At 74.8% G+C, this 21966-nt stretch carries 15 protein-coding genes and 1 tRNA gene; 8 read left to right on the top strand and 8 right to left on the bottom strand.

Annotation, left to right across the window (positions count from 1 at the left end; all coding sequences use genetic code 11):
* The first annotated feature begins 505 nt into the window (after nt 1-505).
* Complete coding sequence (locus ACSLIC_RS24180; protein ID WP_436739808.1) at nt 506-1390, top strand: lysozyme; 885 nt, start codon at nt 506-508, stop codon at nt 1388-1390.
* A 67-nt stretch (nt 1391-1457) separates the two neighbouring features.
* On the opposite strand, the gene ACSLIC_RS24175 is transcribed toward ACSLIC_RS24180, so the two are convergent.
* The 4 genes from ACSLIC_RS24175 to ACSLIC_RS24160 all read right to left on the bottom strand — a co-directional run bounded on the left by ACSLIC_RS24175 (nt 1458) and on the right by ACSLIC_RS24160 (nt 8188).
* Nucleotides 1458-3959, bottom strand: coding sequence for an SCO7613 C-terminal domain-containing membrane protein (locus ACSLIC_RS24175; protein WP_436739807.1), 2502 nt, complete (start codon nt 3957-3959; stop codon nt 1458-1460).
* A 208-nt stretch (nt 3960-4167) separates the two neighbouring features.
* Complete coding sequence (locus ACSLIC_RS24170; protein WP_436739806.1) at nt 4168-5058, bottom strand: S1 family peptidase; 891 nt, start codon at nt 5056-5058, stop codon at nt 4168-4170.
* A gap of 344 nt (nt 5059-5402) precedes the next feature.
* A tRNA-Pro gene (locus ACSLIC_RS24165) sits at nt 5403-5476 on the bottom strand.
* A gap of 87 nt (nt 5477-5563) precedes the next feature.
* Nucleotides 5564-8188: an ATP-binding protein gene (locus ACSLIC_RS24160; RefSeq protein WP_436739805.1), complete on the bottom strand. Its 2625-nt coding sequence runs from the start codon at nt 8186-8188 to the stop codon at nt 5564-5566.
* Between the two features lie 168 nt (nt 8189-8356).
* On the opposite strand from ACSLIC_RS24160, the gene ACSLIC_RS24155 reads away from it, so the two are divergent.
* Nucleotides 8357-8917: a DUF309 domain-containing protein gene (locus tag ACSLIC_RS24155; RefSeq protein WP_436739804.1), complete on the top strand. Its 561-nt coding sequence runs from the start codon at nt 8357-8359 to the stop codon at nt 8915-8917.
* Between the two features lie 70 nt (nt 8918-8987).
* Complete coding sequence (locus ACSLIC_RS24150) at nt 8988-11072, top strand: DHA2 family efflux MFS transporter permease subunit (protein WP_436739803.1); 2085 nt, start codon at nt 8988-8990, stop codon at nt 11070-11072.
* 78 nt (nt 11073-11150) lie between these two features.
* Here the strand turns inward: ACSLIC_RS24150 and ACSLIC_RS24145 are convergent, their stop codons facing one another.
* From ACSLIC_RS24145 to ACSLIC_RS24130, 4 genes are all read right to left on the bottom strand, one after another.
* Nucleotides 11151-11609: a MaoC family dehydratase gene (locus ACSLIC_RS24145; protein ID WP_436739802.1), complete on the bottom strand. Its 459-nt coding sequence runs from the start codon at nt 11607-11609 to the stop codon at nt 11151-11153.
* A gap of 35 nt (nt 11610-11644) precedes the next feature.
* Nucleotides 11645-12979: an MFS transporter gene (locus ACSLIC_RS24140; RefSeq protein ID WP_436739801.1), complete on the bottom strand. Its 1335-nt coding sequence runs from the start codon at nt 12977-12979 to the stop codon at nt 11645-11647.
* Between the two features lie 207 nt (nt 12980-13186).
* Nucleotides 13187-14425 (bottom strand): acetyl-CoA C-acetyltransferase, encoded by a 1239-nt coding sequence (locus tag ACSLIC_RS24135; RefSeq protein ID WP_436739800.1) that lies wholly within the window; start codon nt 14423-14425, stop codon nt 13187-13189.
* 135 nt (nt 14426-14560) lie between these two features.
* Nucleotides 14561-15466, bottom strand: coding sequence for a LysR family transcriptional regulator (locus tag ACSLIC_RS24130; protein ID WP_436739799.1), 906 nt, complete (start codon nt 15464-15466; stop codon nt 14561-14563).
* 199 nt (nt 15467-15665) lie between these two features.
* Between ACSLIC_RS24130 and ACSLIC_RS24125 the strand changes: the two genes are divergently transcribed.
* The 5 genes from ACSLIC_RS24125 (at nt 15666) to ACSLIC_RS24105 (ending at nt 21952) form a co-directional block, all read left to right on the top strand.
* Complete coding sequence (locus ACSLIC_RS24125) at nt 15666-16583, top strand: CoA transferase subunit A (protein ID WP_436740467.1); 918 nt, start codon at nt 15666-15668, stop codon at nt 16581-16583.
* A 70-nt stretch (nt 16584-16653) separates the two neighbouring features.
* Entirely contained in the window at nt 16654-17463 is an 810-nt protein-coding gene (locus ACSLIC_RS24120) for a CoA-transferase subunit beta (protein WP_436739798.1), read from the top strand.
* Between the two features lie 62 nt (nt 17464-17525).
* Nucleotides 17526-19046 carry a 3-hydroxyacyl-CoA dehydrogenase NAD-binding domain-containing protein gene (locus ACSLIC_RS24115; protein WP_436739797.1) on the top strand — a complete coding sequence of 507 codons (1521 nt, stop codon included), beginning with the start codon at nt 17526-17528 and terminating at the stop codon, nt 19044-19046.
* A gap of 86 nt (nt 19047-19132) precedes the next feature.
* A complete protein-coding gene (locus ACSLIC_RS24110; RefSeq protein ID WP_436739796.1) occupies nt 19133-20293 on the top strand; it encodes an acyl-CoA dehydrogenase family protein in 1161 nt (386 codons plus the stop codon).
* A gap of 378 nt (nt 20294-20671) precedes the next feature.
* Complete coding sequence (locus tag ACSLIC_RS24105; RefSeq protein ID WP_436739795.1) at nt 20672-21952, top strand: YeeE/YedE family protein; 1281 nt, start codon at nt 20672-20674, stop codon at nt 21950-21952.
* Nucleotides 21953-21966 lie beyond the last annotated feature (14 nt).

The raw sequence follows: 21966 nt of genomic DNA, 5'->3' as shown, positions 1-21966 counted from the left end.
GAGCGGACGATGACGACAGCCCAGCCGCCCGCCGGGGCGGCGGGGCCCTGCGCACCGCGGACGACCAGCGGCCCCGGTCCGAGAGGTACGCCCGGTTCAGACCCTGGCGAAGCGGGTCCGGCAGGTGACGGGCGAGCGGCCCGGAACCGCCGCACCTGGTTCCGGGCCGCGGTCCTGGCGCAGGTGCCGCGACTCGCACCCGGTCCGACAGGGGCCGCGCACGACGCCGGGGCGAGGCGCGGTTCCGGCCGCTGGAGCCTCCTGGATGGGCCCCAGGGCCTCCATGGCGAAAACTTTCACGGCCGCCGGGAACGTAGCGGCAGGTCAGGAGCGCCGCCAGTGATGTAGACCAGCGGAGCCGACGGGTGGGTCTTTACGGGGGTCTACGCGCGTGCATTACTTGTGTCGTGCTCATGGCGAGCGGCCCGTTCCCTCCGGGCGCCTGCGCCCGGGCACGGTCATCCGCGCGATCCCTGCTTCACCCCCCTCGTGCCTGGAGGCAGTCATGTCCGCGTACAGATCCTTCGCACGCCGCGGCCGCAGACCCGCGGTCGCCCTCCTCGGCGGTCTCGTCAGCGCGTCCCTGGCGCTCACCCTGGCGCCCACCGCCGCCGCCGCTTCGTCGGCTCCCCCGCCCGGCAAGGACCTCGCACCCGGCAAGGCGTACATGGGTGTCGGCACCCGCGTCGAGCAGGGGCTCGGCGCCGGCCCCGACGAGCGCACCATCGGCCCGGCCGACACCAGCGGTGTCCAGGGCATCGACGTGTCGAACTGGCAGGGCTCCATCAACTGGAGCTCGGTGAAGGCGTCCGGGATGTCCTTCGCCTACATCAAGGCCACCGAGGGCACCAACTTCAAGGACGCCCGGTTCAACGCGAACTACACCAACGCGTACAACGCCGGGGTCATCCGCGGCGCCTACCACTTCGCCCGCCCGAACGCCTCCACCGGCACGGCGCAGGCCGACTACTTCGCCAGCAACGGCGGCGGCTGGTCCCGTGACAACCGGACCCTGCCCGGCGTCCTGGACATCGAGCACAACCCCTCGGGCGCCATGTGCTACGGCCTGTCCACCACGCAGATGCGGACCTGGATCAACGACTTCCACGCCCGGTACAAGGCCCGTACCTCCCGCGACGTCGTCATCTACACGACGGCGAACTGGTGGAACACCTGCACCGGCAGCTGGACCGGCATGGCGGCCAAGTCCCCGTTCTGGGTGGCCCACTGGGGCGTGAGCGCCCCGACGGTGCCGAGCGGCTTCCCGACGTGGACGTTCTGGCAGTACTCGGCGACCGGCCGGGTCGGCGGTGTCGGCGGCGACGTCGACCGCAACAAGTTCAACGGCTCCGCCGCCCGTCTGCTGGCCCTGGCCAACAACACGGCGTGAGACGGCCGGAGGGCCGGGGGTACGGCGCTCACGCCGTACCCCCGGCCCTCCCCCGCGCCCACCGGACCTACCGCATCCGGCCGAGGCGCTCGCGCAGTCGGCGCGCGTCACGCAGCCGCTGCTCGTAGGTGGCGCCGAGCGCGAGGAGCAGCAGCCCGGCGAGGGCCGGGAACACCCAGCGCGGCAGGGCGTCGAGCACCTGGGCCACGTGCGGCGCCAGTTCGTGCAGAGCGACCAGTGCCAGCGCGCCGCCGCCCAGCAGCAGCGGGGCCTGGAGCCTGCGCATCGCCCCGGCCAGCGTCACCGCCAGCGCCGCCGCGCCCAGCAGCAGCGGGCGCTGCCAGTGCGGGTCGGACCAGAGCGCCAGCAGGCTCGGCAGCAGCGTCACCCCCAGCCCGGGACCGTACGCCGCCCACGAAGACACCTCCGGGTCCGTCCGCCGGCGCAGGTACCCGACGGCGCAGGCGATCACCGAGACCGGCAAGGTGTACGCCTCCGGGTGCGCCACCCCGGCAGAGACGAGCCGGACCCAGGTCGCCAGGGCGAGGAGTGCCGCCGCCAGGTAGCCCGCGCCGGGTCTGCGCTCCGGGCGCACCGCGGTCGCCGCCGCCAGCACCCCGCAGAGCGCCAGCACCAGGGCGAGGCAGGGCCCGTCGGTCAGCGCCAGCCCGAGCGCGACCAGCGCGCCGAACGCCCCGCCCGCCTCCAGGGACACCACCACCTCGGGCGTCCGGAGCCACACTCCCAGCACCACCGCGACCGCCGGAACGGCGAGGACCAGCACGGCGGTGCGTGCCGCGCCCAGCTCCAGCGACGCCCCGGCCGCCAGCGCCACCACCAGCGCGCACACCACCGAGAGCACCACGGTGACCACCCGGTCCACGACCGCCTCCGACCGCGCCGCCGCCCCCGCGAAGAGCACCAGGAGGACGCCGAAGGCCGCGTACGTGGCGGGCTCGGCGGCGAGCGCGAGCAGGCCCACGTGGGCCGCCACGGCCACCGCACACCACAGCGCGGTCCCGGCCGGCGCCGCGGGCACCCGGCCCACCACGGCCACCGCCAGCAGCCCCGCGACCAGCAGCAGATCCACCGCCAGGGCCGCCGCGTACGGGACGTCGGCCGTCACCAGCAGCACCGGCACCGCCCCCGAGGCGAGACCGACCGCCACGGCTGCGACGGCTGCCCGGCGGCCCGCTACCGGCCGGCCCTCCTGGACGAGGGAGGCGTACACCGCCCCGAGCAGCACGGCCGCCACCAGCAGCACCACCGGTACGGAGACGGCGTCCGGCCACGCCCACGCCCCGGCGGCCCCGTCCCGCACTCCGTCCGGCACTGCGGCCCACGGCCCCGCCAGCACCGTGCCCGGGCCGAGCAGCGCCGCCGCCGCGGAGGGCAGCACCGCCAGCACCGCCAGCACCGTCACCCCCGCCGCCGTACCCAGCAGCCCGTGCCGCACCGGCTTCGGCACCGCGGTGACCCGCGCCACCGGCGCCAGCGCCACCCCGCACAGCAGGTGGACCACGACCACCCAGCTCCACGGCACCTCGGTGCGCAGCACCCCGCCGACACCGACGACCGCCGCCAGGCCGGCCACCACTCCCCCGGTCACGGCCACCTCCTGAGGAGCCCGCCAGGCGGCGGCCAGCGCCACCGCCGCGGCACCCAGCAGCAGTGCACCGGGCCCCGCCGCGGCGAGCGGACCGCTCGCCGACAAGGAGGTCCCCCCGCCGGTCAGCAGCGCGCAGGCCCAGGTCGTCCCGGCCCCCACCCAGGCGGTGACCCGCACCGCGAGCCCCGGCCCGCGCACCGCGACCAGGACGCCTCCGGCGGCCGTCGCCAGCAGCGCCCAGCCGACCACCAGCGCGGAACCACCTGCCGCCCACGCCCCCAGCACCAGGGGGAACTGCCCCGCGACCACGGCGGCGGGCAACGGCAGCCGCAACCGCCCCAGCCCCGCCCCGTACGCCGTCCACCCCGCCGCCAGCGCCCCGGAGGCGAACGCCGCGTACCCCGCGCCGTCGGTGCCGGGCAGTACCGCCGCATGCAGCGCGTACGCGTCGAGCACCGTCAGCAGCAGCGCCACCGCGGCCACCACCTCCGCCGTCGCGACGAGCCCCCGGCGCAGCAGCGCCGCGGGCGCCGCCAGCACTCCCGCCGTCACCACGGCCAGCACGGTGGCCCGACCCGCGATCCCCAACTGGCCCCAGCCGACCAGGGTGAACGCGATGGCGGCGACGGCGAGCAGCAGTCCGCCGAGGACCAGCAGCACATGCTGCGCACCCGGTGCGGCGGCGGGGTCCGGGGGGATCGCCGCCGGGGCGGGACGCGGTGCGGGGGCGGGCGCCCAGCCGGCCGGCGCGGCCTGCGGCCAGGCGGCGGGCGGCGGCCAGGCGGCGGGCGGCGGCCAGGCGGCGGGCGGCGGGCGCCACCCCCGCGTGTGCTGCGCACGCAGCGCGGCCCTCAACCAGGCGCGGCGGCGGAGCAACTGCGCCCGGCGGGCGTCCAGCCAGACCAGCTCACGGTCGAGGAGCACCAGTTCCTCGGCGGGGGGCGACGGCAGAGGTGTCATGCCAGGGAGTGTGGGGGCGGCGGGGCGGGGCGGGCATGGGGGCGGGTACTCAGTTCGGCGGTGAGTAGGTGGGCGAGGGGGCGTCCGGCGCGGTTCGGGGCGACCCCCGCCGCCTGGCGCGGCCCGGCAACGCGCACTGCCCCCGCCGGCGAACCGGACGGGGGCAGTGCTCAGGCCCGGCGGAGAAGGACCCTGATCGGTGCGGGGATCAGATGATGCTCACGCCGTAGACGCTGAGCGCCTCGGTGACGGGCTGGAAGAACGTGGTGCCGCCGGAGGAGCAGTTGCCGCTGCCGCCCGAGGTGAGGCCGAGCGCGGTGCTGCCGGAGAAGAGCGCGCCGCCGCTGTCGCCGGGCTCGGCGCAGACGTTGGTCTGGATGAGGCCGCTGACGATGCCGTCGGCCCCGTAGTTGACGGTGGCGTTGAGGCCGGTGACCGAGCCGCCGTGTACGCCGGTGGTGCTGCCGCTGCGCTTGACGGACTGGCCGACCGAGGCGTTCCCGGCGCCGGTGATCTCCTGGTAGCTGCCGTTGTAGAGGGAGACACGGCCGTCAGCGGCGCTCTGGTTGGAGTGCCGGATGATGCCGTAGTCGTTGCCCGGGAAGCTGGAGCCGGCGGTGGTGCCGATCGACCACGAGCTGCCGATGTTGGTGCAGTGGCCGGCGGTCAGCGCGAACTTGGTCCCCGCGCTGTCCTGCACGTTGAAGCCCAGGGAGCACCGGGAACCACCCGTGGTGATGGCCTCGCCGCCCGCGATGAGCTTGGAGAACGTGCCGGGCGCGTGGTTGACCTCCAGGGCGTCGGCGTTGGCGCCGGCCACGTCCTTGATCTCGGCGATCTCGGCCTTGCTGACCGTGCTGTCGACCGTGACGACGACCTTGCCCGACTCGGCGTCGACGTACCAGGCGGTGCCGGCGACGTCCGCGGTCCGCACGGAGTCGGCCGTCTGCTTGAGCTCGCTGGTACTGAACGTCTTCGGGGCCGGCTGGGCGGTCGCGGTGGCGGCGGGCACGACGAGCGCCGCGGAGGCGGCCAGGGCGGTGGCCCCGGTGATGAGTCGTGCTCGTCTCGAAAGGCTGTGGGGGCGGGGGAGTCGCACGGGAAGTCCTCCAGATGGTGGGGGGAACTCAGGGCGTCGGGTGGACGCCCGGGGCGCGTCGTCAGGAGCAGCGCAGACAGACGTGTCCCTGACAACTTTGTTCAATGCTGTACAGCCTGGAGGGCCTGCACAAGCCCCCGGGAACGGGCCTGGCCGAGAAGTGGTTCCCCCACGGGAACCAGACACCCTCAAACCGGTGGATCAGCAGCCGGGAAGGGGAGGGCGGAATGACGGAAAACAAGCAGTGGGGGGCCGGGGCCGTACAACGGCGAGCGGCCTTCGGAAACCATCAGGGCCGGTTTCGGAGTTATCCGAAACCGGCCCTGATCTACGACTCTCACGAGTCGGGACGACAGGATTTGAACCTGCGACCCCTTGACCCCCAGTCAAGTGCGCTACCAAGCTGCGCCACGTCCCGGTGCGCGGTCTGCGGTGGTGCTGCCGACCGCGCGAGAAGAACTTTACCGCACGTCCGGGGGTGGTTCCGCACCCGAGGGGTGAGGGCTCAGGCGAGGGCTCTGCGGGCCTGTTCGGCGAGGGCGTCGGCGCCGCAGGTGCGGGCCAGTACCAGGGCGCGGCCCAGTTGGTCGCGGTCGCCGGTGGCGAGGCCGAGGGCGAGGCGGGCACGGGCCAGTTCGTCGTGGGCCGGGGACTCCTCCAGGTGGGCGACGGCACGGGCGTGCAGGTCCGGGGCGGCGTCGGGCGGGGCGAGGGCGGCCTCGCAGCCCAGGGCCATGCCGAGCGCGGTGGGGGTGCCGAAGCGTTCGGCGTCCATGCGCAGACGGCGGGTGAGGGCGCGGGCTCGCTCGGGGTCGCGGCCGGCCAGGGCGGCGGCCAGGTCGCGGGGCCAGGGCGCCCAGACCGGGTTGTGACGGCCCCGTTCGGCCATGGCGGAGGCGGCTTCGAGTTCGGCCACGGCCTCGTCGGTGCGGCCCAGGGCGAGCAGCAGACGGCCGCGGACGCTGGCGGCGTCGGGGAGGATCATCGCGTCGGGGTAGGGCGGGCCGAAGCCGCGGGCCTCCGCGAGGCGCTGGGCGTCGGCGGTGCGTCCGCGCGCCAGGAGGGTGTCGACGAGGAGGCAGGCGGCGTCCCAGTGGACGGGGAGCCCGGTGCCGATGCGGTCGGCGAGCCGCAGCGCCTCACCCAGGCGGGCCTCGGCCTCGGCGAGGCGGCCGCGCCTGCGCAGCACAGCGCCGGCGAGCGTGTGGGCGAAGGCGAGGTGGCCGCCGCTCCAGCCGGAGATCTCGTACGCGCGCACGGCCTCGGCGAAGAGCTCCTCGGCGCGGTCGAGTTCGTCGATCCAGACGTAGGTGATCCCGGCGAGGCACGGGTACTCGAAGCCCCAAGTGGTGTCGGTCCAGCCGAGGCCCGGGGCGGGGCGGCCGTCGGTGAGGGCCCGCTCGCAGAACTCGGCGACGACGGTGTGGTTCTCGCCCCGCAGCATGCCGTCGAAGGCCCGCAGGGTGAGCAGGGCGCGTTCGGCGTTGTCCTCGCCGGTCAGCGGGTCGGCGAGCTGGGCCAGGCGGCGCGAGCGGCCGGGGCCGTCGTCCTCGGTGGCGCGGAACGCGTCGAACATGTAATGGGCGGCCTGGAGGCGTAGCCGTTCGGGGCCCGGTTCGGTGGTGGCGGCGGCGAAGGCCACGCTGAGGGACGCCTCGCGCATCTGCTGGTTGTGGGCGAGGGCCTGGGCGAGGCGGAAGGTGGCATCGGCGCGCAGGGTGTCGTCGAGGCCGGGGAGTTCGAGGGCCGTGCGCAGATGGCGGACGGTGTCGGCGGGCGAGGTGAGCAGGGCGGCGCAGCCCAGTTCGTGGTGGACGAGGGCGCGCAGGTGGTGCTCGGGTGGTTCGCGCAGGGCACGTTCGAGGCAGCGGCGGGCGGCGTCGGGCGCGCCGACGGCCAGGTGCTCGCGGGCAGCCCGGCGTAACTGCTCGACCAGGCCGGGGTCCTGGTCGGGGTGGACCTCCAGGAGGTGGCGGGCGGCGGCGGCCGGGCCCATGCCCTCGATGGTCAGGAGCCAGGCGGCGCGGCCGTGGAAGGCGGTGCGCAGGGCGCGCGGTACGGCGTCGTAGACGGCTCCGGCGACCAGTGGGTGGGTGAAGTCGACGGTGTCGCCGGGGTTCAGGACGCGGGCGGCACGCAGCCGCCCGGTGGCGGTGGCGCGCTGGTCGGGGGAGAGCCCGGCGAGGCTGCCGGCAAGGCGCAGCGGGACGCCGGCGCCGAGGACGGCGGCGGCCCAGGCGAGCCGGGCGGCGTCGGGGCCGAGGTCGCCGAGGCGGTCGGCGAGCCGGTGGCCGCGAACGGTAGCCGCGAGTTCCCGGACGGCGGCGGCCCGGTCGGCGCCGGGGTCCAGGGGGCGGTCGCGCAGGCGGGCGAGGAGTTCGGCCAGTTCGTAGGGGCTCCCGCCGGTGGCGGCCCACAGGTCATGTCCGAGGGGGGCGGCGCCGGGGCCCAGGGTGCGGCGGGTGAGGTCCCCGGCGGCCTCGGGGGTCAGGGCGCGCAGGGTGACGCGCAGGCGGGCGGCGGTGCCGAGCGCGTCGAGGTGGGGGCGGTTCTCCTCGGCGGCGTGCCCGGTGGGCCGGTGGGCGACGACCAGGAGGAGCGGGAGGCGGGCCAGCCGGGGGCTGAGGGCGGCGAGCCAGCCGAGGGACTCGCCGTCGGCCCAGTGGGCGTCGTCGAGGACGAGGACCAGCGGGCGGGCGCGGTGGCGGCGGGCGGCGCGGGCGGCCAGCTCGACGAGGGCGTCCCGGACGCCCTGCGGGTCTGCGGGCTCGGTGCCGGGCGCCGTGAGGCCGAGGGCGGGGCCGACGAGGGCGCGGTGCGGGCCGAGCAGTCCGGAGAGGCCCTCGGTGTCGGCGAGGTCGGTGGCGAACAGGGAGCGGGCGGTGTGGAAGGGGACGGCGGTGGTGCCGGGGTCGGCGCGGGCGGCACGGACGGTGCAGCGGTCGGCCGCCCGGGCGCGGACGCGGGTGAGGACGGAGGTCTTGCCTATGCCGGCCGCGCCGCTGTAGACGAGCAGGCCGCCTTCGGGGCGGGTGCGGCACAGGGCGTCGACCGCGCGGTCCGCCGCCGCGAGTTCCAGCTCGCGTTCGAGCAGCGGGTCGCCGGGCCACGGGGGCGGCGTGGTCGTCATGCCTGTCCAAGGGGGCTCGTACGGGGGGCAGTTACGCCGACGAGCCTAGTCGTCCCGGTGGTGCGGACAACATACTTCGCCCTCTTCCGGGCGCCGGGCGCACTCGGGCGCGCGGGGAGCGTGCGCGGTGGCGCGCCCGGGCTGCGGGGTGGCGGGCAGGATGGAGGTATGGAATCCAGGAATGGCAGGAGCGCGGGGGCCGGCGAGGAGCACGCGGCGGTGCGGCCGGACCGGGGGCGGGACCGGGACGCCGAGGGCAGGGCGCGCAACGCCCGCCCCCGGGACGGGCTGGGCCGCCCCCTGTCGTACGACGCGCCGGGGGTGCCGCGGGCGCCGGAGGGGGTCGTCCGGACGGCGGGGGCCTCGGTGGACGAGGCGCAGGAGCTGCTGCGGGCCGGGCGGCCCTTCCACGCGCACGAGGTGTTCGAGGACGCGTGGAAGTCGGGGCCCACCGGGCAGCGCGCCCTGTGGCGCGGGCTGGCCCAGACGGCGGTCGGGCTCACCCACGCGGCGCGGGGGAACACCACCGGCGGGGCCCGGCTGCTGCGGCGCGGCGCGGACGAGGTGGAGCGGTGGGCGGCTTCCGGCGGGGCGGTGGGAGCCTCGCCGGGCGGGCTGGACGCCGGCGGGGTGGTGGCGTGGGCGCGGGCGCTGGCGGACCGGGTGGACGCCGAGGGCCCGGTGGCGGACGCGGCGGCGGTGGCGCCGCAGTTGCGCGCCCCGTGCTGAGCGGGGCTGCGTCACCGGTGCGGACCGGGTCCGGGTGCGCCGACGGTGGGCCGGTGTGAGGCTGGCGGATGTGACGATCACCGATGAGTCCGTGCCGCAGGCCGTTGCTCCGCCGGTGCTGGACCGGCGACGGCGCAACATCGTCTTCGTCACGGTCACGCTGGGAGTGCTGCTGGCGGCGCTGGACCAGACGATCGTGGGGACGGCGCTGCCGACGATCGTCGCGGAGCTGGGCGGGGCCTCCCACATGTCGTGGGTGGTCACCTCCTACCTGCTGGCCGAGACGGTGGCGACGGTACTGGTCGGCAAGTTCGGCGACCTGTTCGGCCGCAAGCTGGTCTTCCAGGTCTCGGCGGTCGTCTTCATCACCGGTTCCTTCCTGTGCGGCCTCGCCACCGACATGCTGCTGCTGATCACCTGGCGCGCGGTGCAGGGAGTCGGCGCGGGCGGGCTGATGGTGACGGCGATGGCGCTGATCGCCGACGTCATCCCGCTGCGGGAACGCGGCAAGTACCAGGGCGCGATGGGCGCCGTCTTCGGTGTCTCGACGGTGGTCGGCCCCTTGCTCGGGGGCCTCTTCACGGACCATCTGACCTGGCGGTGGGCGTTCTACGTCAACGTCCCGATCGCCATCGTCGTGGTGATCGCCGCCGCCCGGACGATCCCCGCGGTACGCGCGGCGCACAAGCCGAAGATCGACTACCTGGGGATCGCGCTGGTCGCGGTCGGCGCGAGCGCGCTGATCCTGGCGACCGCCTGGGGCGGCAACGAGTACGCCTGGGGCTCGCCGGTGATCATCGGCCTGTTCGCGGGCGGCCTGGTGGCGCTCGCACTGTTCTGCCTGGTGGAGACCAGGGCGCGGGAGCCGATGCTGCCGATGCGGCTCTTCCGCAACCCGGTGTTCAGCGTCTGCGCGGTGCTCAGCTTCATCGTGGGCTTCGCGATGCTGGGCGCGCTGACCTTCCTGCCGACCTATCTCCAGTACGTCGACGGGGACTCGGCGACCTTCTCCGGGGTGCGGACCCTGCCCATGGTGGTGGCGCTGCTGGCGGCGTCGGTGCTGAGCGGCACCGTGGTGGGGCGGACCGGGCGGTACCGGATCTTCCCGGTGGTGGGGTCGCTGGTGATGGCGCTCGGGCTGTTCCTGCTGTCGCGGATGGAGGCGGACACCAGCGACTGGCTGGAGTCGCTGTACATGGTGGTGCTCGGTGCCGGGATCGGCCTGTCGATGCAGGTGCTGACGATCGTCGTGCAGAACACCGTGGACTACGCGGACCTGGGCACGGCGACCTCGGGCGTCACCTTCTTCCGCACCCTCGGCAGCGCCTTCGGCACGGCCGTCTTCGGCACCATCTACGCCTCGGCGCTCGGCCCCAACCTCGCCGAGGGGGTGCGCTCGGCGGCCGGCGCCGACGGGGTGGACCCGGCGGCGCTGCTGCGGGCGGCGCAGAGTCCGCAGGGGGTGCACGGGTTGCCGGGGCCGGCGCGCGGCCCGGTGGTGGAGGCGTACGCGCAGACGCTGCACACGGTGTTCCTGTGGACGGTGCCGGTGGCGCTGCTCGGGTTCGTGGTGGCGCTCTTCCTCAAGGAGGTCCGGCTGCGGGACAGCGCCCGGCACGGCTCGACGGACATGGGCGAGGGGTTCGCGACGCCGGGCACGGCCGACTCGGAGCGGCTGCTGGAGTGGGAGGTGGCCAACGTGCTGCGGTCGGCGGACGCCCGTACGGCGCGGAGCATCGTGGCCGGGTCGGACACCCGGCTGGACGCGGCCGGGGCGTGGACGGTGATGCAGGTGGACCTGTTCATCCGGCTGGTGGGCCACGCGCGGATCGGGCTGATCGCGGCCCGCCACCAGATGCCGCCGGAGGTGCTGGTACCGGTCTTCGACCGGATGGTGGCCGAGGGGTACCTGACGCGTCAGGGAACCCTGTTCGACCTGACGCCCGCCGGCGCCCGGGAGGCCGACGTCATCACCGCGGCGTGGGCACGGTGGCTGCGGTCACGGCTGGACGAGGACCGCGGGGTACCGGCCGACCGGGACCTGCGCCGCGCGGTGGACGCCATCACCAAGCGGCTCCTCGCGGAGGACCTGGCGCTGGGGCTGACGGAGCAGCGCGGGCCGGTGGGGTCGACGTCGGCGAGGGCGGTGTTCTGACCGTGCGGGGCTCCTCCCCGCCCAGACGGCCTCCGCCCGGTGCGGGGCGGAGGCCGTGCCGTGGTGGCCCGTCAGCCGTCACGGGTAGAAGTGGGTCAGCGACTCGGCGACGCAGACCGGCTTGTCGGTGCCTTCGCGTTCGAAGGTGAAGGCACGGGCCATCTGTACGCCGCCGCGCTTGACGGGCTCCACCGAGGCCACCCTGGCGTGCAGGCGGACGCGGCTGCCGACGGGGACCGGGGCCGGGAAGCGGACCTTGTTGACGCCGTAGTTGAGGGCCATGCCGACCCCGGTGACCCGGAGCAGTTCGGCGAACATCGGGATGCCCCAGCTCAGCACCAGGTAGCCGTGGGCGATGGTGCGCCCGAACGGGCCCTCGGCGGCGCGGGCGGTGTCGGTGTGGACCCACTGGTGGTCTCCGGAGACCGCGGCGAAGGTGTCGATGGTCTCCTGGCTCACCTCCCACCAGCGGGAGTGGCCGAGGTCCTGGCCGGCGAGGGCGGTGATCTCGTCGATGCCGTGGGCGGTGCGGGGCACGGGTGCCGCCTTTCTGCGAGCGGGGAGGGGCCGGGTCAGGCCGTGGCGACGGCGGGGGCGGCGGCGCGGGGCGCCTCGTCCTCCTGCTCGTAGTTGCGGCGCTTGAGCAGCAGGAGCATGCAGCCGAGGGTGAGGGCGACCTGGAGGACGGCGTAGGCGATGACGGCGGTGATGGAGCCGGTCTGGTTGAGGAGGAACTGGCCGATGATCGGGGTGGTGCCGCCGAGCAGGGTGCCGCAGAGCTGGTAGCAGAGCGAGATGCCGGTGTACCGCAGGTGGGCGGGGAAGCGGCTGGCGAGCATTCCGGCGAGGGCGGCGTAGTAGAGGCAGTGCGGGATGGTGGCGACGGCGACGCCGACCATGGCCAGGCCGTAGCTCTCGGTGCCGATGAGGACGAACATCAGTGGCATCAGGACCAGTTCGGGCACCAGCATGAAGGTGACCGCCCGCGACCAGCTGCGCATCCGGGTGGCGAGGACCGCGCCGAAGGGCTGGGCGATGATCTGGGTGATGTTGGCGACCAGGATGATCGTGAGGAAGGAACTACGGTCGAAGCTCAGCTCGGTGGTGGCCCAGGAGAGCGCGAAGGTCGACTTGAAGTAGGTGGCGGAGAGGCCGATGGTGCAGGCGCCGATGCCGAGGACGATCAGCATGGGGTGGCTGCGCAGGACCTCGGAGAGCGGCACCTTGGCGGTCTCGCGCTTCTCGATGACGCGGGCCATCGCGGGCGACTCGGTGACCTTGAGCCGGACGAAGAGGCCGACGACGACCAGCAGCGCCGAGGCGAGGAAGGGCACCCGCCAGCCCCAGGCGACGAAGGCGTCGTCGGGGAGCTGGCTGATGGCGAGGAAGCTGAGGGTGGAGAGGGTGTTGCCGACCGGGGAGCCCTGCTGGGCGAAGGCGCCGTAGAGGATCGACTTGCCCTTGGGGGCGTGCTCGGAGGCGATGAGGACGGAGCCGCCCCACTCGCCGCCGAGGCCGATGCCCTGGATCATGCGGATGCAGACCAGCAGGATCGGGGCGGTGATGCCGATGCTGGCGTAGCTGGGCAGCAGGCCGATCGCGGTGGTCGAGACGCCCATCAGGAGCAGGGTGATGACCAGGGTGGTCTTACGTCCGAGCTTGTCGCCGAAGTGGCCGAAGACGATGCCGCCGAGCGGGCGGGCGAGGAAGCCGACCCAGAAGGTGGCGAAGGCGACGAGGGTGCCGAGGGCGCCTTCGAGTTCGGGGAAGAACACCTTGTCGAAGACGAGGGCGGCGGCGGTTCCGTAGATGTAGAAGTCGAACCACTCGATGGTGGAGCCGATGAAGGCTCCGATTCCCGCTCGGCGGGCGGTTCTGCTCCGCGCCTGGTCGGCGGTGGTGCTCATGACGGCTCCCATGGGCAGCGTTGATCGCGGAAGGATGACTGGGTGGGGGCGGGCCTTGGGGGGGGCGGCCTCGGTACACGGAGCTTCAGGGCGTCCCGCCCCGGTGGCCTCCGGTGTGATGGCCGCTACGGTGCCAGGCGGTACCGAGAGCGGTCCAATACCAAATAGCTGATGCAGTGAGACGGTCCCGGTATCACCGGGAGGACGTCAGGCGCGGGCGAGGACCGCGGCGAGTCCCTGGCCGCCGCCGATGCACAGGGTCTCCAGGCCCCAGCGCGCCTCCCGGCGGCGCATCTCGTGGGCGAGGGTGGCGAGGATGCGGGCGCCGGTGGCGCCGACGGGGTGGCCGAGCGAGATGCCGGAGCCGTTGACGTTGATCCGCGCGTGGTCGTCGGCGGTGAGCCCCATCAGGCGGGTGCAGGCCAGGGTCTGGGCGGCGAACGCCTCGTTCAGCTCGATCAGGTCGAGGTCGGCGAGGGTCAGGCCGGCCTTCTCCAGCGCGGCGGCGGTGGCGGCGACGGGGCCGAGCCCCATGGTCTCGGCGGGCACGCCGGCGCGGGCGAAGGAGACCAGGTGGACCAGGGGGGTCAGGCCGAGCCGTTCGGCGGTGGCCCGGCTGGTGACCAGGCAGGCCGCGGCGGCGTCGTTCTGGCCGCTGGCGTTGCCGGCCGTGACGGTGGCCCCGGGGTCGGTGGCGCGCAGGACGGGCTTGAGCGCGGCCAGTTGCTCGGCGGTGGTGTCGGGCCGGGGGTGCTCGTCTGCGTCGACGAGGGTCTCGCCCCGGCGGGTGCGGACCGGCACGGGCACCGTCTCGTCGGCGAACCGGCCCGCGGCGACGGCGTCGGCGGCACGGCGCTGGGAGCTGAGGGCCAGCGCGTCCTGGTCCTCGCGGGACACCGCGTAGGCGCGGCGCAGGTTCTCGGCGGTCTCGATCATGCCGCCGGGTATCGGGTGGTGGACGCCGCCCGCCTCGGTGCGCCCGCGCGCCAGGGAGTCGTGGAGCTGGAGGCCGGGGCCGCGGATGCCCCAGCGGCCCTCGTGCGTGTAGTAGGGGGCGGCGCTCATCACGTCGACGCCACCGGCGATCACGACCTCGCTGAAGCCGCCGCCGATCTGGAGGGCGGCGTCGATGACGGCCTGGAGCCCGGAGCCGCAGCGCCGGTCGATCTGGACGCCCGTCACCCGGTCGGGCAGGCCCGCGTCGAGCGCCGCGACGCGGCCGATGGCCGGGGCGTCGCTGGTCGGGTAGGCGTGCCCGAGGATCACCTCGTCGATGCGTGCGGGATCGACGCCGCTTTGTTCGACGACGGCCGAGACGATGTGCGCGGCGAGCGCGGCGGGGCGCTCCCCGGCCAGCGCCCCGCCGAACCGGCCGATGGGGGTGCGCAGCGGTGAGCAGACGACGATGTCGTCCCGGGACGGGACGGGGGTCGGGGCAGCGGACATGGACGGGCCTCCGGGGGTGCGTGCGGGTGCGCGGGCCGCCCCCGTTCGGGGCGGGGGCGGCCCGCGTCGACCTTCGCACTGGCGGGCCCGCGACTTCCAATACTCAGTTACTCGTTGACTGAGACGCCCGGCGTCTCAATCGGCGACGCCGGACGGGGTGGGCAGCGCCTGCTCGGCCACCAGGAGGACGCTGCGCAGGGCGGCCGAGGGGTTGTCGGCACGCCAGGCGAGCGCCGCGTGCAGCCGGACCGGCTCGGCGTCCAGGGGGCGGTAGACGAGGCCGGTGGACTGGACGTGCTGTACCGAGGTGAGGGTGAGGGTGACGCCGACGCCGGCGGCGACCAGGGCGAGGATGGTGTGCGAGTCGGGGGCCTCCTGGACGACGCGCGGGGTGAACCCGGCGCTCTCGCAGGCGCGGACCATGGCGTCGCGGAGGCTGGAGCCCGCGTTGGCCGGGAAGCTGACGAAGGGCTGGTCGGCGAGGTCGGTGAGGGCGATGCGCTCACGGGTGGCGAGCGGGTGGTCGCCGGGCAGGGCGCAGATCAGCTCCTCCTCGCCGATGACCCGGGTGCGCACGCCCGGCCGGGAGGCCGGCAGGCGGACGAAGCCGAGGTCGAGGCTGCCCTCCGCGACGCGGGCCAGCGCGACGTCGGCATAGGTCTGGCCGGTGAGGATCAGCTCGATGCCGGGGTGGGCGGCGCGGACCGCGCCGGTGAGCAGCGGCAGCGCCTCGTGGCTGGAGGCCCCGGCGAAGCCGACGGTGACCCGGCCGTACTCGCCGCGCCCGGCCGCCTTGACGGCGCGGACCGCGAGGTCGAGGTCGTCCAGAACGGTGCGGACGGGGCCGAGGAAGGACTCTCCGGCGCTGGTGAGGCGGACCGAGCGGGTGTTGCGTTCGAAGAGCTGGGCGCCCAGTTCCTTCTCCAGCTGGCGGATCTGCTGGCTCAGCGGGGGCTGTGCCATCTGGAGCCGCTTGGCGGCGCGTCCGAAGTGCAGTTCCTCGGCGACGGCCACGAAGGCGGTGAGATAGCGCAGTTCCACGGTGTTCCTCAGAGGATTGTTCAGCTGGGCGTCTTGATGTGACCTTAATTCGGTATTGGACGGCAATCAATGGTCGCTGGCACCGTGAGACCCGGCCGCCGTGCGGGTCGTCGCAGACACCCGGGGCGCGCCCTTTCGATCCGTACGCGCCGAGGAGCTGCCTGCCGTGGAACGATCCGTGGCCCCGCCGGACAAGACCATGTCGATGAGGGACGCCGTGGCGGCGTTCGTCGGCGACGGGGACACGGTCTGCCTGGAGGGCTTCACCCACCTCATCCCCACGGCCGCCGGGCACGAGATCATCCGGCAGCGCCGCCGCGATCTGACGGTGGTGCGGATGACCGCCGACATCGTGGTCGACCAGATGCTGGCGGGCGGCTGCGTCAAGCGCCTGGTCTCGTCGTTCGTCGGCAACTCCTCCGCCGGTTCCCTCGGCGAGCTGCGCCGCCGGATCGAGCGGGCCGACCCCGAGCCGCTGGAGTTCGAGGAGTACAGCCACCACGGCATGGTCTGCCGCTACCAGGCCGGCGCCCAGCGCCTCCCCTTCCTCCCGCTGCGCTCCTACGCCGGCAGCGACCTGCCCGGCGTCAACCCGGCGCTGCGCAAGGTCACCTCCCCCTACCCCGGCCCGGACGGCGAGCCCGAGCAGATCTACGTGGTCCCGCCGGTCAACCCGGACGTCACCTTCATCCACGCCCAGCGCGCCGACCGGCTCGGCAACACGCAGATCTGGGGACTGACCGGCGTCCAGGCGGAGGCGGTGTACGCGGCGAAGCGGGCCGTGGTGGTGGTCGAGGAGGTCGTCGACGACGAGGTGATCCGCGCCGACCCGAACCGCACCGTGGTCCCCGCGCACGCGGTGGACGCGGTGGTGCACTGCCCGCGCGGCGCCCACCCCTCCTTCGCCCAGGGCTACTACGACCGGGACAACGCCTTCTACCGCTCCTGGTCCCACATCAGCAAGGATGCCCAGCGGCTGCGCGCCTGGCTGGACGAGTGGGTGTACGGCACCCGCGACCACGCCGAGTACGCCGCCAAGCTCGCCGACCACTTCCGCGACCACCTCGCCGTGGGCGAGGCACTGAGCGGGCAGGTCGACTACGGGCGGCGGCTGTGAGCGCGGCCCGGCCCGCCCCGGCCGCAGCCCCCGCCCCGTCCTCCCCCGCGCCGCCGAAGGAGTCCCGCCGATGACCACCGCTCCCCCGCCCGCCGCCTTTGGAGCCGCCGGCGCCCCCTCGTCCGGCGTGACCTCCTCCGAACTGCTCGCCGTCGTCGCCTCCCGCGCCCTGGCCGGCCGCCGCACCGTCTTCGCCGGGATCGGCCTGCCGACCCTGGCCGCCTCCCTGGCCCATCTGACGGTGGCGCCCGGGCTGGAGATCGTCTACGAGTCGGGGGTGTGCGGCGCGCACCCCGCCCAGCTGCCCGAGACCATCGCCGACGCGGTGCTCATCACCGGCGCCGAGGCGGTGCTGCCGATGGCGACGCTCTTCGGCGCGGTGCTCCAGGGCGGCCACATCGACGTCGGGTTCCTCGGCGCCGCCCAGATCGACCGCTGGGGCAACCTCAACTCCTCGGTGATCGGCGAGTGGGAGCGCCCGCAGGTGCGGCTGCCGGGGGCGGGCGGCGCGATGGAGGTGATGGCCAACGCGCGGGAGATCTTCGTGGTGATGCGCCGTCACACGCCGCGCTCGTTCACCGCCGAGCTGGACTTCTGCACCTCGCCGGGGCCCGACCGGGCGCTGGCCGACGGCATCCGGCCGCTGGGCTCGGGGGTCACCCGGGTCGTCACGGACCTCGGGCTGCTGGAGCGGTCCGGGGCCGGCGAGGAGCTGCGGCTGACCGCCGTCCACCCCGGGGTCACCGTCGGCCAGGTACGGGAGGCGACCGGCTGGGAGCTGGCCGTCGCCGACGAGGTCGCGGTGATCGAGCCGCCCTCCGCCGCCGAACTGCGGCTGCTGCGCGAGGACGTCGACCCGGGCCGGGTCTACCTCCGCTGAGCGCGGCCCCCGCCGCTCTCACCCTCCCCTTCACCGTCACCCCTACCGAGGAGCACCCCGTCATGCGCATCAGAGTCGTCGGCGCCGGAGTCATGGGCCGGGGCATCGCCCAGTGGGCGGTGACCGCCGGGCACACCGTGGAGTTGGGCGACGCCCGCCGGGAGTCGGTGGACGAGGCCCTCGCCTTCGTCGGCCGGATGCTGGACCGGGCCGCCGAGAAGGGCCGGCTGAGCCGGGCCGAGGCGGACGGCGCGGTGGCGCGGCTCGTACCGCTGGAGGCTCCGGACGCGCAGGGTGACGGCGTGGAGCTGGTGATCGAGGCGGTCCTGGAGGACCTGGCCGTCAAGACGGAGCTGTTCCGCCGCCTGGAGGAGGTGCTGCCGGCCACCGCCGTCCTCGCCACCAACACCTCCTCGCTGCCGGTCACCCGGATCGCCGCCGGGCTCAGGGAGCCGGAGCGGCTGGTGGGGCTGCACTTCTTCAACCCGGTGCCGCTGATGAAGGTGGTCGAGGTGATCCCCGGCGCCCTCACCCGGCCGGGGCTCACCGAGCAGTTGGCCGGCATGGTCCGGGCGAGCGGACACGCGGCCGTCACCGTCGCCGACACGCCGGGCTTCCTCATCAACCACGCGGGCCGGGGCCTGGCCACCGAGGCACTGGCGCTGCTGGAGGAGCGGGTGGCTCCGGTGGAGGCGGTGGACCGGATCGCGCGGGATGTGCTGGGCCTGCGGATGGGCCCGTTCGAGCTGATGGACCTGACCGGTCTCGACGTCACGTCGAAGGTGATCGACACGATCTGGGAGGGGTTCCGGTACTCCGAGCGGCTGCGCCCCTCCTTCCTCACCCCCAACCGGGTCACCGCCGGGCTGCACGGCCGCAAGACCGGCGAGGGCTTCTACCGGTACGGGCCCGACGCGCCCGGCCCCGCCCCCGAGCCGCCGGTGACCGGCGACGCCCGGCGCCCTGTGCGCGTCGCCGGGACCGGGCCGGACGCCCGCGCACTGCGCGAGGCCCTCGCGGCGGACGGCGCCGCGCTGCTGCCCGAGGGGCAGGACGCACCGGACGCCCTGGTGCTGGTCCCCGTCTGGGGCGACAGCGTGGCGCGGGCCGTGGCCGGGTCGGGACTGCCGGGCGGGCGGAGTTTCGGCGTCGACCCGCTCTCGGTGGGCCGGCCGCGCCGGGTGCTCTCGGTGACCCCGGCCGCCGATCCGCTGGCGGCCCGGGACGCCCGGGCGGTGCTGGCGGCGGGTGGGCACACCGTCACGCCGGTGCGTGACACGGCGGGTTCGGTGGCGCAGCGGCTGCTCTCCTCGATCGTCTCGGTCGCCGCCTCCGTCGCCGAGCGTGGACTGGCCCGGCCCGCCGACATCGACACCGCCGTCACCGCCGGTCTCGGCTACCCCCGCGGCCCGCTCGCCTGGGGCGACCTGGTAGGCCCCGGCCGTCTGCTGGAACTCCAGTCGGCGCTGCTCGCCGCGACCGGCGACCCGCGCCATCGGCCGACCCGCTGGGTCGCCGAACGCGCCCGGCTGGGCATGGCGCTCACCGATCCGGGCACCGGCCCCGAGGCGGCGTACGCCTGACCGGCAGGACGGCGCCCGGCCCGCACCCGACCCCACCCGCCCCTCCGGCGCACCGCACGTGCCGGAGCCCTGAAGGAGAACACACCGTGCTGACAAGGGATTTCGGCCTCACCGAGACCCAGCGCGACTTCCGGTCCCTGGCCGCGGAGTTCGTCGACAACGAGATCGTGCCGCATGCGCGCGACTGGGACCGGGCCGAGCGTGTCGACCCCGGCATCGTCAGGCGCCTGGGCGAACTGGGCATCCTCGGCCTGACGCTGCCCGAGGAGTACGGGGGCGTGGAGGCCGACATGCTCTCGTACGCTCTGGTCACCGAGGAGCTGGGGCGTGGCGACTCCTCCGTGCGCGGGATCGTCTCGGTCTCGCTCGGGCTGGTGTCGAAGACGATCGCCACCCACGGCACCGACGGGCAGAAGGCCCAGTGGCTGCCCCGGCTGGCTGCGGGCGAGGCGCTGGGCTGCTTCGCGCTGACCGAGCCGGGGACCGGGTCGGACGCCGGGTCGGTGTCCACCCGCGCGGTCCGCGACGGCGGTGACTGGGTCATCGACGGCGCCAAGATCTTCATCACCAACGGCACCGTCGCCGACGTGGCGCTGGTCTTCGCCCGGACCGGCGAGAAGGGCCTGACGGCCTTCCTGGTCCCGACCGACACCCCCGGCTTCACCGCCACCGAGATCCACGGCAAGCTCGGCCTGCGCGGCCAGGCCACCGCCGAGCTGGCCCTGGAGGGCGTCCGCGTCCCCGACGCGGCACGGCTCGGCGAGGAGGGCCGGGGCCTGGGCATCGCCCTCGGCACCCTCTCGCGCGGCCGGATCTCGGTCGCGGCGGGTGCGGTCGGCCTCGCCCAGGGCGCCGTCGACGCGGCTGTCAGGTACGCCGGGGAGCGCACCCAGTTCGGCAAACCGATCGCCTCGTTCCAGCTGGTCCAGGAGTTGCTGGCCGACTCCGAGGTGGATGTGCGCGCCGCCCGGCTGCTGACCCACCAGGTGGCCCGCATGGCGGACGCCGGGGCGAGCCCGAAGGAGTACGCGACAGACGCCTCGGTCGCCAAGTACCACGCGAGCGAGGCCGCCGTACGCGTCAGCAACAACTGCCTCCAGGTCTTCGGCGGTTACGGCTACATCGACGAGTACCCGGTCGGCAAGTACCTCCGCGACGCCCGCGTCCTCACCCTCTACGAGGGCACCAGCCAGGTCCAGAAGCTGATCATCGGCCGCGCCCTGACCGGCGTGGACGCGATGGGCTGAGCCGTACGGCTCCGTCCGGCCGGGCGCCCGCATCCTGGACAGGGAGTGCGGGCGCCCGGCCTTCTCGTGGGCGCGCCCGGTCCACTGCGCGGCGATCCGCTCCGCCCCGCCCCCTCACCCGGGAGTTCCCGCCCTCACCTCTCCCCTTGTCTCATATCCCTTCTCGCCATACGAGACGCCTTTCCCTGATCGCCCGCACCGTCCTTACAGTGGCCACATGTTCGGACCCGCACGCCGTCTGGCGCTCGCCCTCTTCGCGGCCACGCCGTGGAGCGTGGACGACGCGCTCTGTCGCAGCTGACGACCCCACGCGCCCCCTCCCGGGATGCGCGACCGCCCGTGCCGTCCGGCCTCCTCACCTCTTCCCGGAGTACCGCTGTGACCACCGCTCCCCCCGCCGGGGCGCCGCCCCGAGCCGCCCTGCTCTCCCCCTCCCCCACCTCCGCACCGGCCCCGGAGGCACCCCCCGCCCCCGCCGTGCGCCGCGTGCCGCTGACCGTCGCCGCCGCCATCGGCGTGCTGCTCTGCGCGTACGTCTTCGCGCGGCACGGCGCCAAGCCCGGAGTGCTGCTCCTGCTGGGCACCGGCCTCGGCTACGCCCTGTTCCACTCCCGCTTCGGCTTCACCTCGGCCTGGCGGCAGCTGGTCGCCGTCGGCAACGGGACCGGGCTGCGTGCCCACACCCTGCTGCTCGGCACCACCGCCACCCTCTTCGCGCTGGTCATCGGCACCGGGACGGGCCTGTTCGGCTCCACCCCGGCGCCCAGCGCGGGCCCGCTGGGCATCGGCCTGCTGATCGGGGCGTTCGTCTTCGCGGTCGGGATGCAACTCGGCGGCGCCTGCGCCTCGGGCACGCTCTTCGCGGTCGGCTCGGGCCAGTCCTCCATCCTGCTGACCCTCTTCGGCTTCATCGCCGGATCGACGCTGGCCGCCTGGCAGTTCGGCCTGTGGAGCGGCCTCCCGGCGCTCGACCCGGTCCTCCTCTCCGACCACGTGGGCTGGTTCGGCTCCTGGGCCGTGACCGTACTGGCGCTGGCCGCCGTCTGGTGGGTCGCCCGTACCGTCCAGGCCCGCCGCAACCCGCCGCCGGTCGGCGCGCCGCCCTCGGCACACGGCACGCTGGCACGCATGGTGCGCGGCTCGTGGCCGCTGGCCGCCGGCGCGGTGGTTCTCGCGGTGCTCGGCGCGGCCGTGCTGCTCGTCTCGGGCGGTGCCTGGGGCGTCACCAGCGCCTTCGCCCTGTGGGGCTCGAAGCTGGTGGGCCTCCTCGGCGGTTCCCCGGAGACCTGGGTGTTCTGGCAGCAGCCGGGCAGCGCCGCCCAGCTCTCCGGCCCGGTGCTGGCCGACAAGAACAGCCTGACCGACATCGGCATCATGGTCGGCGCGGCGCTCGCCTCGGCGGCCGGCGGTGTCTGGACCCTGCACCGGGGCATCCCAGGGAAGACCGCCGTGGCCGCCGTGCTCGGCGGGGTGCTGATGGGCATCGGCGCCCGGCTGGCGGGCGGCTGCAACATCGGCGCCTACCTCGCGGGCATCGCCTCGGGCTCCCTGCACGGCTGGCTCTGGGGCGCCGTCGCCATCGCCGGCACCTGGGCGGGCCTCAGGCTCCGCCCCTTCTTCGGCCTCGGCAACCCGAAGCCGACCGACAGCGTCTGCTGACACCCCGCCCGCCC

The sequence above is a fragment of the Streptomyces sp. BBFR102 genome (genome assembly GCF_051397025.1).
Taxonomy (GTDB): Bacteria; Actinomycetota; Actinomycetes; order Streptomycetales; family Streptomycetaceae; genus Streptomyces.
This window is presented reverse-complemented; position numbering and strand designations above follow the sequence as displayed.